Raw genomic sequence first — 15,196 nt, forward strand, 5'->3', positions numbered from 1 at the left:
CGCGTCCGCGGACAGGAACTGCAGTCGCTGCGGTCCTGCGCTTGCTGCGGCCTTTCGCGGTTGCTGCGGCCGGACTCGACGGAAACGGCCGACGGAAGAGCGTATGGCCGAGGCAACCGCGACTCGGGGGACGTGACTGCGGCGAAACACGTGAGTGCCGGGGGCTCAAGCCTCGTGCAGCCCCTGCGCCACGGCGCGCATCACCAGGTCCTGCACCATGTGCCACTCGAACATCATCTGAGAGTACGAGACCCGGATGACGTGGTAACCCCTGAGCTTCAGCACCGCGTCGTGCCGGATGTCTTCGCTGCGCTGGGCACCGACATGATGAGCACCGTCGATCTGGAGTATGAGGCGGCTGCCGATCAGAGCATCGACGCGATGCCCGGCGATCCAGATCTGAGCTCGCACCGGCACCCGGAGCCAGCGGAGCCGCTCGCGGATGTATGTTTCCAGCCCCGCATCTGAGAAGGGCGCGGCGGTGGCGAGTATTCGACGCGCGGTTGGCCGCCATGGGAGCCGACGGAGTTCCTCGATCGTCACGAGGGATCGGTTCATCGCGGACTCCCACGTGGCGAGCGCCTGTTCGAACGGCTCACACTCCGCGATATGCGCCAGCACATTCTCGACCGGATCGACAAACGCGTCGGGGTGACGCGGGACGGGCGGCGTGCCCCAGTGCACCTTCGCGCGGAGTCCCCGTCGACTCGATGCGTTCGTCCCGACGGCGACGTGCGGGAGGCCGGACGCATCATGCACCCAGAGACCGAGGCGGCCGGCCTGCGTCCGGCAGGTGAGTATCACGCCATGCCGGGCTGCCTCCAGGAGGAGGGGATCGGCCGCGGGCGAGGCGAGCCAACCGCGGCGGGGGCGGATGATGGCGCCGGCTCTGAGTGCAGCATCCACTGCCGTCCTGCCGAACCCGAGATCAGCGACGCGAGCGGATCGCACGATACCGCCGAGGTCAGTGATTCTCGCCGCAAGTACCTCCGCCGTTCGCCGCACCCGTCCAGTGTGGGGGCCGCTCCGCCCCGGTGGCTGCCGCGCGATCCGTGCCCGTGGACAACGAGCCGCGCTCGGCACCTGTGCACGAGAGGTGCGCGCGCAGCTGGTGCGGCCTTCTGCGTCTCCCGCGGCCAGATTCGGGAAGTTCGGCCGCGGGAGGTGCAGAAGGCCGCAGTAACCCGCAGCTCGCGGAAGCACCCGTCCCCTGCCCTGCGCGTCCTGCCCGGCCCAGCGCGGCCCGGCCCGGCGCGGCGCGGCGCTGCGCGCGCCGCCTGCGACGGGTGTCCGCGGCAGGCCATAGCCTCGAGGCATGGCCCGCACGACAGAGTCCCCCGCACCGCCCCGCATCAGCGGTCCCGATCTCCCCCGCGAGTTCGAGCCCGCGACTCCCGCCCGCAGCGCCGACATCATCGCCGCGAGCCTCGATCTCCACGGCGCCGTCGACCTCGCCTACGCGACGCTCGAGCAGTGCACCGTGTCCGCCGATGCGGAGGCCGTCGATCTCACGGGAGCGACTGTGGTCGACGTCGAGATGTCCGGGGCACGCATCGCCTCTCTGCGTATGCGCGACGCCGGCGTGCGGCGGATGCGGATCAGCGGTGGCCGCATCGGCACGCTCGACCTCAGCGAGGCGCGCATCTCCGAGCTCGAGCTGCGCGATATGCGGATCGATTACCTCAACCTGGGCGCCGCGAACGTGACCGACCTCGAGATATCCGGCTGCGCGATCCGCACGATCGACATGCCGCAAGCCGAACTCACCCGCGTCCGGTTCACCGCCACGACCAGCGATGAGGTCGACCCGCGGGGCATGCGCGCGAAAGACGTCGATCTGCGCGGCCTCGACGCGATGACCTACCTCGATGCCAACAGCCTCCGCGGGACGACGCTCTCGTCATTCCAGGTGCAGCAGCTGGCGCCCGTGATCGCGGCGGGACTGGGCATCCAGATCAAGGACTGACGGGACCGCTCGCCTCCAGCAGCTCCTGAGTGAACGGATGCTGCGGCGCTGCGAACACGTCGACGGTCACTCCCTGCTCCACGATCCGGCCATCCTGCATGACGAGAACCTCGTCGGCGACGGCTCCGACCACGTCGAGGTCGTGCGAGACGAGGATCATCGTCAGCTGCCGTTCGCGCTGCAGTCGGGCCAGCAGCTGCAGCACCCGCTCCCGGACCGAGGGATCCAGCGCCGAAACAGGTTCGTCGAGGACCAGCACCTCGGGATCAGCCGCGAGCGCCCGGGCGATCGCCGCACGCTGCCGCTGTCCGCCGGAGAGCGCACGGGGGCGACGGTCCGCGAGCTCGGTCGAGAGGCCGACCTCGACCAGCAGCTCGGACACCCGCTCGGCCCTTCTGCTCCGTGGCACACCGGCGGCCTCGAGCGCCTCGCGCAGGGAGCGGCCGATCGTCCATCGGGGGTCGAAGGCACCGAGCGGATTCTGATGCACCAGCTGCACCCGCGGCGTGCCGATCCAGCGCAGCGAACCGGTGTCGGGCTGCTCGACGCCGACGATCATCCGTGCCAGCGTGGTCTTCCCCGATCCGGACTCGCCCACGACGCCGAGCGTGTGCCCCGCCGAGACGGTGAACGAGGCGTCTGTGACCGCCGGCACCGCGTCGAAGCTCTTCGAGAGGCCCTCCACGACCAGCACCGGCGTCGACTCCGTCTGCACAGCCGTGCGGGGTTCGTGGATCGTCGCCGCGATCAGCTGACGCGTGTACTCGTGCTGCGGGTTCTCCAGCACCTCGACCACCGTGCCGGATTCGACCACCCGCCCGGCCTTCATGACCAGCACCCGGTCCGCGAGCCGCCGGACGGCCGCGAAGTCGTGACTGATGAAGACGAGCGCCGTCCCCGCATCCGTGATCTCGCGCAGCAGACCGAGGATCCGGGCCTGCACGGTGGCGTCGAGCGCGGTCGTCGGCTCATCGGCCACCAGCACGACGGGAGACGCGGCGATCGCCGAGGCGATCAGCGCCCGCTGTCGGAGTCCCCCGGAGAGCTCGTGCGCATACTGTCGGGCGCGACGCTCGGCATCCGGCATCCACACCCGTCGCAGCAGTTCTCGCACCCGGGCATCGAGCGCCGCACGACCGCGCACGATGCGGTGCAGGCGCAACGGCTCCGCCACCTCCGCACCGATGCGGCGCAGCGGGTCGAGCGAGACGAGGGCGTCCTGCGAGACGAGGCCGATGCCAGCTCCCCGGAGACTCCGCCAGCCGTGCTCGGAGAGGGTCGCCGCGTTCCGCCCGTCGACGGTGAGCGTGTCGACCGTCACCGTCGCATCCGACGGCGTGAGCCCGAGGAGTGCCCGGGCGGTGAGGGTCTTCCCCGCGCCCGACTCCCCGACGATGGCGACGCACTCCCCCGGCTCGACCGCGAATCCGACGCCGTCGACCACCGGGTCTGCGCCGAACGCGATCCGCAGTCCCCGCACCTCCAGCGCGCTCACGTCGTCCGCCCATCTGCGCGTGCCCGCAGGATGCGCCCGATCACCGTCGCCGAGACGACGGTGAGGGTGATCGCGATCCCGGGGAAGACCGCGATCCACCACGCCTGTCCGAGCACATTGCGTCCGCCGGCGAGCATCAGCCCCCATTCGGGCGTCGGCTCGGACGGACCCAGACCCAGGAAACTGAGGCCCGCGGCGGCCAGGATGCTCGAGCCGATGCCGATCGTGGCGAGCACGCTGAGCGCCCCGACCACACCGGGGACGACGTGACGCGAGAACGCCTTCCCCCTCGGCACACCCAGGATGCGTGCGGCTTCGACGTGCTCCGCGACCCGCAGCGTCTGCGTCTGCACACGGGCGAGCCGGATGTACACCGGAACCGCTGCGAGCGTCACCGCGATCGCGATGTTCACCGGCCCGGGTCCCAGCACCGCGACCACGACGAGAGCGACGAGGAACTCGGGAAATGCCATCAGCACGTCGTTGACCCGCATCACCGTGGCGTCGACCCCTCTCGGCGCGACCCCGGCCAGTGCACCGATCACGAGGCCAACGGCGAGCGCGATCCCCGTGGCGAGCAGTCCGATCCCCAGCGAGCGTCCTGCGCCGTAGACGACACGCGAGTACACGTCGCGACCGCTCTGGTCGGTGCCGAAGAGATGGTCGGCACTCGGCGGGAGCAGTGCAGAGCGGACGTCGGTCTGCAGCGGATCGTGGGTCGCGAGGACTCCGGGGAAGAGCGCGGCGAAGACGATCACGGCGAGCACCGCCGCGGCCGTCCACAGCAGCACACGCTGTGCGCGCTTCATCGGATGCCTCCGGAGCGGGCCGCTCCGACGCGCGGATCGATCAGGGGATGCACGAGCTCGACGACGAGGTTCACGACGACGAACACGAGTGCGCTCAGGAGGATGATGCCGGTGATGACCGGAAGGTCGCGGTCGCTGATCGCGGCGAGCGTGACGCGGCCCAGTCCCGGCCGGGCGAAGACCGTCTCGACGAGCACCGCGCCGCCCAGCACGGAACCCGTGAGGTACGCGGCGAGCGTGATGGCCGAGGCCGCACCGTGGCGCAACCCGTGCCGCACCGTGAACCACGAGGGGCTCGCCCCACGCGCACGGACGGTCTCCGCGAACGGCATCCGCTCCGCCTGCATCAGGCCGTCGCGCAGTACCTGGCTCAGCAGCGCCGCGACCGGAAGGGCGAGGGTGATCGCCGGGAGCACGAGGGTGGCCGGGTTTCGCGCCCCGGAGACCGGGAACCAGCCGAGGCCGAACGCGAAGACGCTGAGCAGGATGAGCCCGATCCAGAAGACGGGCGACGACAGCACGACGAGCTCGATGCCCGCAGCGACGGTACGAGCCACCTGACCGCGCACCAGCACCGCGACCGCGAGCGCCAGCACCAGGGCGATGAGGAGCGCGAGGGCCGAGAGCTGCACCGTGGCACCGAGCTGTCGGCCGATGACCTCGGACACCGGCATCCGCAGCTGGTACGACTCCCCCAGGTCGCCTCGGGCGAGTTGCCCGATGAAGCCGAGGTATTGCTCGAACGGCGGCCGATCCAGCCCGAGGTCCGCGCGGATCCCGTCTTTGACCGCCTCGCTGACCTGCGCCTGGGGTCCGAGCATCACCGACACGGGATCGCCCGGGATCACCCGGAAGGCGAGGAACGCGACGGTGGCGGCACCCCACAGGACGATGACGAGGGATGCGGCGAGGCCGGCGATACGGACGAGAGCAGCCTTCACCACTCGTGCCCTCCGCTCAGCCGGCGGATCAGCCGACGGTCACATCGTAGAACAGCGGCCGACCGTACAGGTCGTACTGCAGTCCCTCGATGCGCTCGCCGACCGCGGTGATCGCCGACGGGCTGTACAGCGGCACGATCGCGGTGTATTCGGCATTCCACTGCTGCACCTGCGTGTACAGCTCGTTGCGCTCGTCCTGATCGCTGCTGCCGACGGCCTGCTCCAGAAGCGCGTCGATCTCAGGGTCGCTCACCTGAGACGCGTTCTGGAATCCGTCGGTGTGCAGGTGGGCGCGCAGCAGATCCGGATCAACCCCGGAGAATCCCCAGTCGGTCAGGTCGAACGTCTTCGGCTCGTACTGCTCGTTGTAGGCGCCCGGTTCGAGCACCTCGCGCTTCACCTCGAAGCCGATCCCCTTGAGGTCGGACTGGATCGCGTTGGCGAGGGCGGCGTTGTCGTCGGGAACGGGCGTCCAGGCGATCCAGCGCACCGAGAGGCGCTTGCCGTCCTTCATGCGGATGCCGTCGGCATCGCGCTCGGTCCATCCGGCCTCATCGAGCAGGGTGTTCGCGGCATCCTGGTCGAACGGCCAGCTGTCCTCGAGCGATGCGTCATAACCCGGGGTGGTCGAGCCGAGGATGCTCCACGCACGCGGGAACTGTCCGAAGTAGATCTCCTCGACCGCGGCGTCGATGTCGATGCCGCGGGCGAACGCCTGACGCACCTTCTCATCGGCGAACACGCCGTACTTCTCGTTCAGGTAGAGCGAGTACGGCAGGCCCGGGTACTCGATCGAGTCGACGGTGATGCCGTCGCCGAGGTCCTTCGCGAGATTCGGCGGGATGTCGCTGGCGAGGTCGGCCTCGCCGCTCGTCACGACGCCGGTACGGACGGAGGCCTCCGGCTGGATCTCCACACGGAGCGTCTCGAACTTCGGCGCCTTCTCGTCGTGCGGCCCCCACGCGTAGTCGTCGTTTCGCGTGTAGACGATCTCCTGGTCGGGCGTGTACTCGGCGAGCACGAACGGACCGGTGCCGACGTTGATGTCGGGGCCGCCGGCCTTGAGCTTGTCCGCCGACTCCTCGAGCACGGCGGGCGAGTAGAAGCCGAGCTGCGGCGTGCTCGCGGCCTGAAGGAAGGGGGCATACGGCTGGGTGAACGTCACCTTCACGGTGTAGTCGTCGACGACTTCGGTCCCCTCGTAGAAGGCCGCGCCGAGCATGCTCGCGGCCTGCTTCGAAGCCGTCTTCGGGTCGACGATGCGATCGAAGTTCGCCTTGACCGCCGCCGCATCGAACTTCTCGCCGTCGGTGAAGGTCACATCGTCGCGGAGCGTGAACGTGTACTCCGTGCTGTCGGGCGACACCTCCCACTCCTTCGCGAGCCAGGGCGTGAACGTGCCGTCGTTCTCCTGGAAGACGAGCGAGTCGAGCACCGCCCGCTGCACCATGCCCGAGACGTCGAGCTGGCTGATCTGCGGGTCCATGTGACCCGCCGACAGGTTGGCGCCTTCGATGGACCAGACGAGCTCTCCGTCGCTCTCCCCCTCGGAGCCAGGAGCAGCGCAGGCGCTCAGCACCAGAGCGGTGGCGGCGGCGAGCGCGGCGAAGGGCAGGAGACGACGCACGGGGTTTGCGGGCATGACGATCCTCAGGACGAACGGGGTGGGATGCCTCCAGTCTACGGCGATTTCTTGGACTGGGTCGAAAAGCGTGCCCCTGCGGCTCTCGGGGTCGTCACTCCCCGTCGAACACGATGCGATGCCGGTCGGAGGGCGCGGCGATCTCGTCCTCCGTCCGCGTCTCGCCGTGTGCGATGACGGCGAGACTCAGGCTCTGCACGCGAGGCCGGGGCACACCCACCAGGCGCGCTTCCACCCGCAGGTCCGCGCTCTCTCCGGCGATCCGCCAGCGCAGCTCGGCCTCGGTGGCGGCTGCGATCAGCCGCTCGGCGAAGGGCTTCTGAACGGGGCGGATGCCGCCGATCGTGGCGATGTGCGCCGCAAGGCGGGAATCACGGATGCCCGGCGGCACATCCTCGAGGACGTGATCGGCCAGGCCCGGATACTCGGCGGCGGATCGGCCCTGTCGGATGGCGGCATCGATCGCCCGGGCCACGGTCACGGTCTCCGGCCACGGCCGCACCACGGCCGAGGGCACGTCGGCCGTCTCGAGCGCGTCCTGCAGTGCGGCACCGGCCACACGCCGCGCACCGAACTCGTCCGAGTTCCCGAACGCCACCGCGCCGATGCCGGTCGCCGCATGCCAGCGCATGTGGGCGGAGAAGCCGGGAAGGCCCCCTGAGTGCTGCACGATGCGGCCGAACCGCCGGTCCTGCTCCACGAAGAGTCCGTACCCGTAGCCGGCGCCGGCGAGGTCGCGTCCGTCGAACATCCCCGATGGCACGTCGATGGGCGTTCGCGGCTGCTGCATCTCGATCCGCGAGGAGGGAGCCAGCACGTGCGGCGCGAGTGGGTCGTCGGTGAAGGCCGAACCGAGGAACCACATCCAGGTGGCGATGTCGTCCACGGTGCTGAACATGCTTCCGATGCAGCCGAGGGCGCCGGTGCGCACGTAGGGCTCGGGGTGGAAGGTCGCGCCGTCGTCGAAGGTGCGGAAGCCGCCGGCGAGGGTGTCGTGCGCGTAGCCGTCGGCCGAATGGGCGGTGCTCGTCAGTCCCAGCGGCTCCAGCAGGGTCTCCCGCACCACGTCCTCGACAGCGCGTCCGGTGACGGCCTCGACCGCCGCGCCGACCAGCGACTGCCCGAGATTGGAGTACTGGTACGTGGTTCCGGGCGCGGCGGCGAGCAGCATCCCCTCGGAGAACAGCGCCGCGATCTCTGCGCGGGAGTCCCCCAGGTGGCGGTCGACCCAGGCGTTGTCCTCGCCGAGCCCCGACCTGTTGGAGAGCAGCAGGTCTCCGGTGAGCACGGCATCAGAGCCCCGGTGCCTGGCGCGCACGGCGGGGAGATACTCGGTGATCGGGGCATGCAGATCGAGGGCACCGCTGTCGCGCAGCGCGAGTGCTGTCGCGGCGAGGAAGCTCTTCGACATCGAGGCGATCCGGAACACGGTGTCCCGACTCGTCGTCGCATCGTCGGCGCGCGGGTGTCCGTGGGTGCGGACGCCTCGCACCTCCCCGCGCTCGCACAGGGCGACGATCGATGCCGGGGCGGTCCGACGGGCCCGCTCGTCCAGCCCGCGCCGGAGGGCACGATCCACCGCCGGTGTGGTCATCGTCGGTGTCTCGAGCGGAGCGGCCGCCGCGTTCACCCGCGACCTCCGACCAGGATCCCGTCCGCGAACGCCTCGACGAGAGCACGGCTGACCTCGGTGTTGCGCGCGTCGACCTCCTCGGCGGCGGCGATGAGTCGCGCCAAGGACCGGCCTTCTCCCCGCAGGGCGGCGTCGTCCCACCGGGCGAGATCGGCAGCCGAGGCCTCGGGGTGGAACTGCACGCCGCGCACGTGCCGCCCCAGCCGGAAGGCCTGGATCTCGATCGCGTCGCTGGATGCGAGCAGCACCGCCCGCGGAGGCAGACGGGTGATCATGTCCTGGTGGTTCTCGATCATCGGGGCGCCGTCGCCGAGCGTCGCGATCACCGCGTCCTCCCGGCCGGACGGGGTCGGATGGATGGGCGTCGCCCCGCGCTCGACGGGACCGGTCTTCGCCTTCACCTCTCCACCAGCGACGTGCGCGAGCACCTGCGCACCCAGGCAGATGCCGAGTGTCGGGAGGTCGCGCTCGATGGCCTCGGCGGCGAGCGCGCGCTCGGCCACGAGCCAGGGTGCACGGTCGTCCTCGTCCGGCATCAGTCCCCCTCCGAGGAGCACCAGCCCGGAATAGCCGTCGAGAGTGACGGGAAGCTCCTCCTCCGCGCCCACCACGGGGGCGACCGCGATGCCGCGATCGGCGAGCCAGGTCCCGAGGCGTCGTGGTCCGGAGCTCGCCGAGTTGACGACGACGAGCACGCGCGGGCTCACAGCGCTCCCTCCCGCGTCGACACATCCACGGCGGGCACCAGCGCGGCGGTCGCGGGAGGTGCGGCCCGCCCTGCCAGGAAGGACTCGTGATCGCGATCGGAAGCCTCGAGGACCCGGAGCACGTTCTCGTGCGCGAGGCCGGCGAGGTCGGCCTCCGACCATCCCCGCGCTCGCAGCTCGGCGAACAGCGCCGGGTAGCCGGAGACGTCGGCGAGACCGTCCGGCATCACGTCGGTGCCGTCGTAGTCCGCGCCGATGCCGACGGCGTGCGGTCCCGCGACCCGCCGGATGTGGTCGAGGTGATCGGCCACGTCGCCGACGCCCACCACCGGCGCCTCGCCCTCGCCGCCGGCCTCCCACCAGTCGCGGCGGGCCTGCGAGACGAACGTGGGCACGAAAGCGACCATCACCACTCCGCCCTGGGCACCGATCGCGGCGAGCACGTCGTCGGGGACGTTGCGCGGGTGATCGCAGAGGGCGAGCGCACCGGAGTGGCTCACCATCACGGGGCGGGTGGTCTCCTCGAGGGCATGACGCATGGTGGTCGGGGCCACGTGGGAGAGATCGATGAGGACACCGATGCGGTTCATCTCACGCACCACCTCGCGGCCCCATGCACTGAGACCGCCGTGATGCGCGTCGTCGGTCGCGGAGTCGGCCCAGGCGGTCGTCCGCGACCAGGTGAGCGTCATGTACCTCGCGCCCAGACGCGCGTACTGGCGCAGCACCGCGAGCGACCCGCCGAGCTGGCCGCCGCCTTCGATGCCGATGAGCGAGGCGATCCGCCCCTCCGCCATCGCCTCACGCACATCCGCAGCGGTCCGCGCGAAGGCGAGGCGCTCGGGATGCGCGTCGACCAGGCGGTGCACGAAGTCGATCTGCTCCAGCGTTCCAACGACCTGTTCTGCGCCCTGCAGCACCGGATCGACCCACACCGACCAGAACTGTCCGGCCACCCCGCCGATCGCGAGACGGGGAAGGTCGGTCTGCGTCGACGGCACGCCGTCCGCGAGTTCCTCCACCCCGTACCCGAGCAGGGTCCTGCTCGCCCAGGCCAGGTCGTTGTGTCCGTCGATCACACTGTCGAGCATCCGCCGTGCACCTCTCTCAGTCCTCGCGCGCATCCAGCGCTGCGTTCATCCGCGCGGTCAGGTCATGGTCGATGACCCGCTCCACGCCGTCGAGCTGCGCCACCGGCACCGCACCGCGCGTGCTGGAGCACAGCCACAGCGCATCCGCCCGATCCAGATCGTCGCGCATGAGCACCCCGATCCTCGTCGGGACGCCGGTGATTCCCGAGAATGCGTCGGCCTGGGTCGTTCCGGGGAGGACGCCGAGCTCGGCGGGTGGTGTGACGAGCTCGCCGTCGATCCGGGCGATCAACGTCGAGCGGGGTCCTTCGAGCACGAAGCCGTCTCCGCTCACGAAGATCACGTCATCGGCGCCGCGACGGGCCGCCTCCCGGAGAGCGGCCTGATTCACTGCGTAGGCGAGCGACTTCGCTCCCTGCAGCAGCCAGGGGGCGGTCTGCATCACATCGTGCCGGTAGCCGCGATCCAGCACGACGGCGCGGACGCCGCGGGCACGGACGCCGGAGGGGTCGCTGCCGGCGAACCCGAGCACCCATCCGGTCGGCCCTGCCGGGTCGAATTCATCGCCCCGGGTCATGACGAACTTGATGGAGGCGATCTCCCCCTCTTCCAGCGCTCCGGGAAGGGACACCTCCGCGGCCGCCCGGAGCACCGCGGCTCGCCACAGGTCGCGTCGGGGCGCGGGCAGCTCCATCAACGCCGCCGAACGTTCGAGGCGCGTCAGATGGGCCTCGAGCGCCTGCGGCCTGCCGCCGCGGACCACGGCGGTCTCGAACACGCCGTCGCCGCGATTGACGCCGAGGTCGGTCGCCCTGACGATCGGCTCACGCGGGTCGATCGGGTGGATGCTCTCCTCGACGGCGGACGTGCCCGACAGGTCGAGGCGATACAGCAGCAGCGCACGCATGATGGTCCTCTCCGGAACGGCCGTCTCACCCGTGCGTGAGCGCGGGGTCACGCACGGCGGAGTCGGAGGAATCCCAGGTGCGGAAAGCGGCCCGCTCGATCCGCTCCACGAGGACGTCGTGGCCGATGCCCGCTCCGCGAGGAACCTGCACCCGGCCCTCGACCGCGGTGACGGGTGGGGCGATGATGTCGTCGACGTAGTACTTGTCGGAGCCGGAGACATCCGACGGGAGCAGGAACCCGGGCAGTGCCGAGATCGCGACATTCGCCGCCCGGCCGATCCCGAACTCGTGCATGCCCCCGCACCAGACGGGGATGCCGGCGTCGACGGCGAGGTCGTGCGCCGCCTTCGCGACGGTGAGTCCCCCCATCCGCGACACCTTGATGTTGAGGATGCGCGCGGCGGAGAGCCTGATCATCGTGCGCAGATCGCCGAGCCCGACGACGGACTCGTCCAGACACACCGCCGTCCCGATGCGCGCCTGGAGCGTCGCGTGCGCCACCATCTCCCGCGGGGCGAACGGCTGCTCGATCATCGTCAGCCCCAGTGCGTCGAGCTGGGTGAACACGGCAGCGGAGTCATCGTCGTCGGGATACGCGCCGTTCGCGTCGACGTGGAGGTCGAGGTCGGGGTGTGCGTCGCGCACCGCTCGCACCGGCTCCACGTCCCACCCGGGGGCGATCTTGAGCTTCACGCGCGGATATCCCGCGGCGCGCTGCAGCTCCACCTGGCCCAGGAGCTCGTCGATCGATGGTTCGATGCCGAGCGAGACTCCCGCCACGACCTCGTCGCGGGTGCCGCCCAGCGCCGCCGCGAGGGCGATCCCCCGGCGGCGGGCGAAGAGGTCCCACACCGCGCCGGAGAAGCCGGCCCTGGCGAACTCGTTGCCGCGCACCCGCGCCCACGTCGTCTCCAGGTCGGCAGGCTCCTCGCCCTCTGCGCCGACCAGGGCCGGCACGAGGTAGCGGGTGGCGATCTCCCATGCGGTCGTGGTCGTCTCCGCGCCGAAGTACGGGTCGCTGGGCGCGGCGATCTCTCCCCAGCCGCGACGGCCTTCCTCGTCGGTGGCCTCGACGAGGATGTGCTCGATGCCCGACTTGCGATGCGAGCTGGTCTCGAAGCTGTGCCGCAGTTCCTGACGCAGCGCGAACAGCCGGATGCGGGTGATCCTCACGTCTCCGCCTCCTCGTCGACTTCGGGCCGCGAGGGATCCGAGCTGTAGAGCCCCAGTCGCGCGACGAGCCGATCGCGCTCGGCCAGGCGGCGGCGGGCTCCCTTCGCGCTCGCCGTCGTCAGCGCACTCAGCAGGTGGCAGACGGCCGCGACCGGCGTCGGCGAGTCCGCATAGGACGCCGACCCCGTGCGCACGCGGATGAGCGACGTCGCGAGCGGGGCCAGCGGGGCGTCCTCGCTGTCGGTGATCACCACGAGCTGCCCGCCCGCCTCCCGGAACAGCTGCCCGAGCCGCACGGTCTCCTCCCGGTAGCGCCGGAGGGAGAAGGCGATGAGCACGTCCGAGGCCCGCACATCCGTCAGCACGGTCAGCGGCTGCAGCGCGTGCCCGTCGACGAGGAAGACGTTGGACAGCGTCGCGGACAGGTCGGCGTTGAGCAGCTGCGCGTAGGCCGCCGCCTTTCCCTCACCCGCGACATAGCGTCGTCGCGCGCCCAGCAGCAGCGCCGCGGCCTGCGGCACCTGGGCCGAGGTGCTCAGCTCCTCGAAGGTGCGCGCGAGCGTGCGCAGCTCGGTCTCGATGATGCGCGCCTGGATGCTCTCGGCGGAGAGATTCGTCCGGATGCGCTCGCCGAAGCGGTCTCGCGGCGAGACGAGCTCGCGATCCTCATGCTGCTGGTCGCTCATGCGATGGCCTCCCCTGATGTCGCGCGGTAGACCGCGGTGTGCTCATCGACGCGGGAGGCAGCGACGAGGACGTCGCCGCGTCGGAACACCTCCGTCATCGCACTCTCCAGCTGCCGCCGCAGCGCCGAGCGTTCGCCGGGAGAGAGCTCGTCCGCACGAGCGGGGATCGCGATCCAGTCGACGTCGTCAGCGTGCACCACGCGTCCCCAGTCCTCCCTGGTCAGCGTCACAGGAGCACCCGATCGCGGTGCCCGGGGCGCATCCCGGGTCAGGTTCCAGGAGACCACGAGCCGGTCGGTGTCCGGTCGGGCGTAGTAGTCGCGTTCGAACGCGATGCCGACCGCGCCGAGGGAGCTGAGGTTGAAGTGCGCGTTCCGCGCCAACAGCGGATCGAAGGTCCAGCGCATGGACTGCTGCCCCCACCGGAGCGCGACGTCGCGTTGGGCGAGCTTGAGCGCCTGACCGACCCCGCGGCCCTGCTGCGAGGCGTCGACCGCGGCCGCCTGCGAGTAGTGGAAGTGGGTCCCGCTCGCATCGCAGCCCGCGAAGCCGTACGCGAACCCGATGAGCCCGCCGTCGTCTGCGAAGGCCCCCACCGCGGATCCTCCGTTGCGGGCGAGCGCGGTGAGCAGATTGGCGTTGAGCGCGTACTCCTGCTCGGTGTACGCGAAGACACGTGCATAGAGTGCCGCCGCCTCACGGAACTCGGAGTACTGGGTCAGTTCGCGGCAGTCGTAACCGACGCCCGCGTCGGCGGCCACCGAAGAGTGAGGCACGATACGTTTCCTAAGATCGAACGAGTGATGCGGCTGGGAGCGATGTTATCGGCGGGTTGCACGTCAATCAAGAGGCAGATACGGTTCGTAACTGTGACCACTTTCCCGGCAGCTCCCGGAGCGGACCACCCTTCAGACGACATCATCGCACTCGTGCGTGAACTTGTGACGCGAGAGTCGCCCACCCGAGATGTCGAGGCGAGCCGCACCATCGCCGATCTCCTCACCGGATGGTTCGAGGGTGTCGGCGGGGAGGTCCGTCAGGAGACGACCGCCGCGGGAACGGATCTCGTCATCGACGTCGCCGGCGCCGGCGATCCGTACCTCCTGATCGGTCACACCGACACCGTGTGGCCGGCGGGCGCCCTCGACGGCGTGCTGCCCTGGTCTGAGCAGGGCGACGTCGTGCGCGGGCCCGGCCCCTACGACATGAAGGCCGGAATCGTGGTCATGCTCGAGGCCTTGCGACGACTCCAGCCGCTCCCGCGCGAACGCCGCCGGGCCGTGCGCATCGTCCTGGTTGCCGACGAAGAGGTCGGCTCGCCCGAGTCCGGCCCCCTGCTCGCCGAACGCGCACGCGGAGCCGTCGCCGCCATCGGATTCGAGTCGCCGCATCCGGACGGCGCGCTCAAGGTCGGCAGGCGCGGGAGCGCACGGGTCAGGATCGCGGTCACCGGGCGCGCCGCACACGCCGCCCTCGACCCCGAGCACGGCATCTCCGCTGTGGACGAGCTCGTCGATCAGTTGCTGCGCGTGCGGGAGATCGTCGCGGATCCCGCCCTGCCGGGACCGGTGCTCTGCAATGTCGGGACGATCTCCGGTGGTGCCCGCGCCAACGTCATCCCCGCGCAGGCGCAGGCGGAGATCGGTCTCCGCTTCACCGATCCGGTCACCGAGGAGCGCGTGATGCGGGCACTCACGTCGCTTGCGCCCGTCCGCGCCGGTGCGGAGATCGTCGTCGAGACCCTGAGCGCCCGCCCTGCCTGGGCTGCCTCCGCGCAGGACGCCGCGCTGGTGGCGACCATCGAACGGTCCGCCGCCGGCATCGGACAGCACGTCGAGGCACGTCCGGCGGCCGGCGCGGGCGACACCAATCTTCTCGGCGCCCTCGGGCTGCCCACGGTCGACGGATTCGGACCCCGCGGGGGCGGCGCGCATGCGGAGGACGAGCACTTCCTGCGCTCCTCCCTCGGCGAGCGCGTCGAACTCCTGCGTGCCGTGCTCACCCTTCCCGCGGAGTGAGGATACGATTCCCGTTTGCGCCCTGATCACGCTGATCCCAGGGATACGTTCCGGATCTCGGGACGGAAATACTGCATAGCTGAGCCCCCTTCGTGTGGGGCGCATCCTTGCATCCGCATGTTTCCGC

The 15,196-nt window shown here is 70.5% G+C and carries 14 protein-coding genes; 2 read left to right on the forward strand and 12 right to left on the reverse strand.

The window, feature by feature from the left end:
- Positions 1–165: 165 nt before the first annotated feature.
- Positions 166–684 carry an endonuclease domain-containing protein gene (locus ACWGO6_RS12180; RefSeq protein WP_452326830.1) on the reverse strand — a complete coding sequence of 173 codons (519 nt, stop codon included), beginning with the start codon at positions 682–684 and terminating at the stop codon, positions 166–168.
- Positions 685–1,315: 631 nt separating this feature from the next.
- Between ACWGO6_RS12180 and ACWGO6_RS12185 the strand changes: the two genes are divergently transcribed.
- On the forward strand, positions 1,316–1,966 hold the full coding sequence (locus ACWGO6_RS12185) for a pentapeptide repeat-containing protein (RefSeq protein ID WP_452326831.1): 651 nt from the start codon (positions 1,316–1,318) through the stop codon (positions 1,964–1,966).
- Here the strand turns inward: ACWGO6_RS12185 and ACWGO6_RS12190 are convergent.
- The 11 genes from ACWGO6_RS12190 to ACWGO6_RS12240 all read right to left on the reverse strand — a co-directional run bounded on the left by ACWGO6_RS12190 (position 1,956) and on the right by ACWGO6_RS12240 (position 13,827).
- The gene (locus ACWGO6_RS12190) at positions 1,956–3,461 is read right to left on the reverse strand and encodes an ATP-binding cassette domain-containing protein (RefSeq protein WP_452326832.1); all 1,506 of its coding nucleotides are present in this window, start codon (positions 3,459–3,461) and stop codon (positions 1,956–1,958) included. The two genes, ACWGO6_RS12185 and ACWGO6_RS12190, sit on opposite strands and share 11 nt — an antisense overlap.
- Positions 3,458–4,270, reverse strand: coding sequence for an ABC transporter permease (locus tag ACWGO6_RS12195; RefSeq protein WP_452326833.1), 813 nt, complete (start codon positions 4,268–4,270; stop codon positions 3,458–3,460). The genes ACWGO6_RS12190 and ACWGO6_RS12195 overlap by 4 nt, the downstream gene beginning before the upstream one ends.
- A complete protein-coding gene (locus ACWGO6_RS12200) occupies positions 4,267–5,214 on the reverse strand; it encodes an ABC transporter permease (protein WP_136042099.1) in 948 nt (315 codons plus the stop codon). The genes ACWGO6_RS12195 and ACWGO6_RS12200 overlap by 4 nt, the downstream gene beginning before the upstream one ends.
- A 25-nt stretch (positions 5,215–5,239) precedes the next feature.
- On the reverse strand, positions 5,240–6,853 hold the full coding sequence (locus ACWGO6_RS12205; RefSeq protein WP_452326834.1) for an ABC transporter substrate-binding protein: 1,614 nt from the start codon (positions 6,851–6,853) through the stop codon (positions 5,240–5,242).
- Positions 6,854–6,947: 94 nt separating this feature from the next.
- Positions 6,948–8,447, reverse strand: coding sequence for a serine hydrolase domain-containing protein (locus tag ACWGO6_RS12210; protein ID WP_452326835.1), 1,500 nt, complete (start codon positions 8,445–8,447; stop codon positions 6,948–6,950).
- A 32-nt stretch (positions 8,448–8,479) separates the two neighbouring features.
- The gene (locus tag ACWGO6_RS12215) at positions 8,480–9,193 is read right to left on the reverse strand and encodes a type 1 glutamine amidotransferase (RefSeq protein WP_452326836.1); all 714 of its coding nucleotides are present in this window, start codon (positions 9,191–9,193) and stop codon (positions 8,480–8,482) included.
- Complete coding sequence (locus ACWGO6_RS12220; protein ID WP_376106612.1) at positions 9,190–10,284, reverse strand: dipeptidase; 1,095 nt, start codon at positions 10,282–10,284, stop codon at positions 9,190–9,192. Before ACWGO6_RS12220 ends, ACWGO6_RS12215 begins: the two co-directional genes overlap by 4 nt.
- 16 nt (positions 10,285–10,300) lie before the next feature.
- Positions 10,301–11,191, reverse strand: a complete 891-nt coding sequence (locus tag ACWGO6_RS12225) for an aminotransferase class IV (protein ID WP_136042104.1) — start codon at positions 11,189–11,191, stop codon at positions 10,301–10,303.
- 25 nt (positions 11,192–11,216) lie between these two features.
- Positions 11,217–12,365, reverse strand: coding sequence for an o-succinylbenzoate synthase (gene menC / locus ACWGO6_RS12230; RefSeq protein WP_452326837.1), 1,149 nt, complete (start codon positions 12,363–12,365; stop codon positions 11,217–11,219).
- The gene (locus ACWGO6_RS12235; RefSeq protein WP_452326838.1) at positions 12,362–13,051 is read right to left on the reverse strand and encodes a MurR/RpiR family transcriptional regulator; all 690 of its coding nucleotides are present in this window, start codon (positions 13,049–13,051) and stop codon (positions 12,362–12,364) included. Before ACWGO6_RS12235 ends, menC begins: the two co-directional genes overlap by 4 nt.
- Positions 13,048–13,827: a hypothetical protein gene (locus tag ACWGO6_RS12240; RefSeq protein WP_452326839.1), complete on the reverse strand. Its 780-nt coding sequence runs from the start codon at positions 13,825–13,827 to the stop codon at positions 13,048–13,050. Before ACWGO6_RS12240 ends, ACWGO6_RS12235 begins: the two co-directional genes overlap by 4 nt.
- 153 nt (positions 13,828–13,980) lie before the next feature.
- On the opposite strand from ACWGO6_RS12240, the gene ACWGO6_RS12245 reads away from it, so the two are divergent.
- Positions 13,981–15,069, forward strand: coding sequence for a M20/M25/M40 family metallo-hydrolase (locus ACWGO6_RS12245; RefSeq protein WP_452326840.1), 1,089 nt, complete (start codon positions 13,981–13,983; stop codon positions 15,067–15,069).
- The last annotated feature ends 127 nt before the right edge of the window (positions 15,070–15,196 follow it).

This window comes from Microbacterium sp. NPDC055665 (genome assembly GCF_053618035.1).

Bases quoted from the DNA above. Each gene is read 5' to 3' on its own strand.
- ACWGO6_RS12195 (WP_452326833.1), bottom strand. From the start codon at position 4,270: ATGAAGCGCGCACAGCGTGTGCTGCTGTGGACGGCCGCGGCGGTGCTC.
- ACWGO6_RS12210 (WP_452326835.1), bottom strand. From the start codon at position 8,447: ATGACCACACCGGCGGTGGATCGTGCCCTCCGGCGCGGGCTGGACGAG.
- ACWGO6_RS12235 (WP_452326838.1), bottom strand. From the start codon at position 13,051: ATGAGCGACCAGCAGCATGAGGATCGCGAGCTCGTCTCGCCGCGAGAC.
- ACWGO6_RS12205 (WP_452326834.1), bottom strand. From the start codon at position 6,853: ATGCCCGCAAACCCCGTGCGTCGTCTCCTGCCCTTCGCCGCGCTCGCC.
- ACWGO6_RS12220 (WP_376106612.1), bottom strand. From the start codon at position 10,284: ATGCTCGACAGTGTGATCGACGGACACAACGACCTGGCCTGGGCGAGC.
- ACWGO6_RS12185 (WP_452326831.1), top strand. From the start codon at position 1,316: ATGGCCCGCACGACAGAGTCCCCCGCACCGCCCCGCATCAGCGGTCCC.
- ACWGO6_RS12225 (WP_136042104.1), bottom strand. From the start codon at position 11,191: ATGCGTGCGCTGCTGCTGTATCGCCTCGACCTGTCGGGCACGTCCGCC.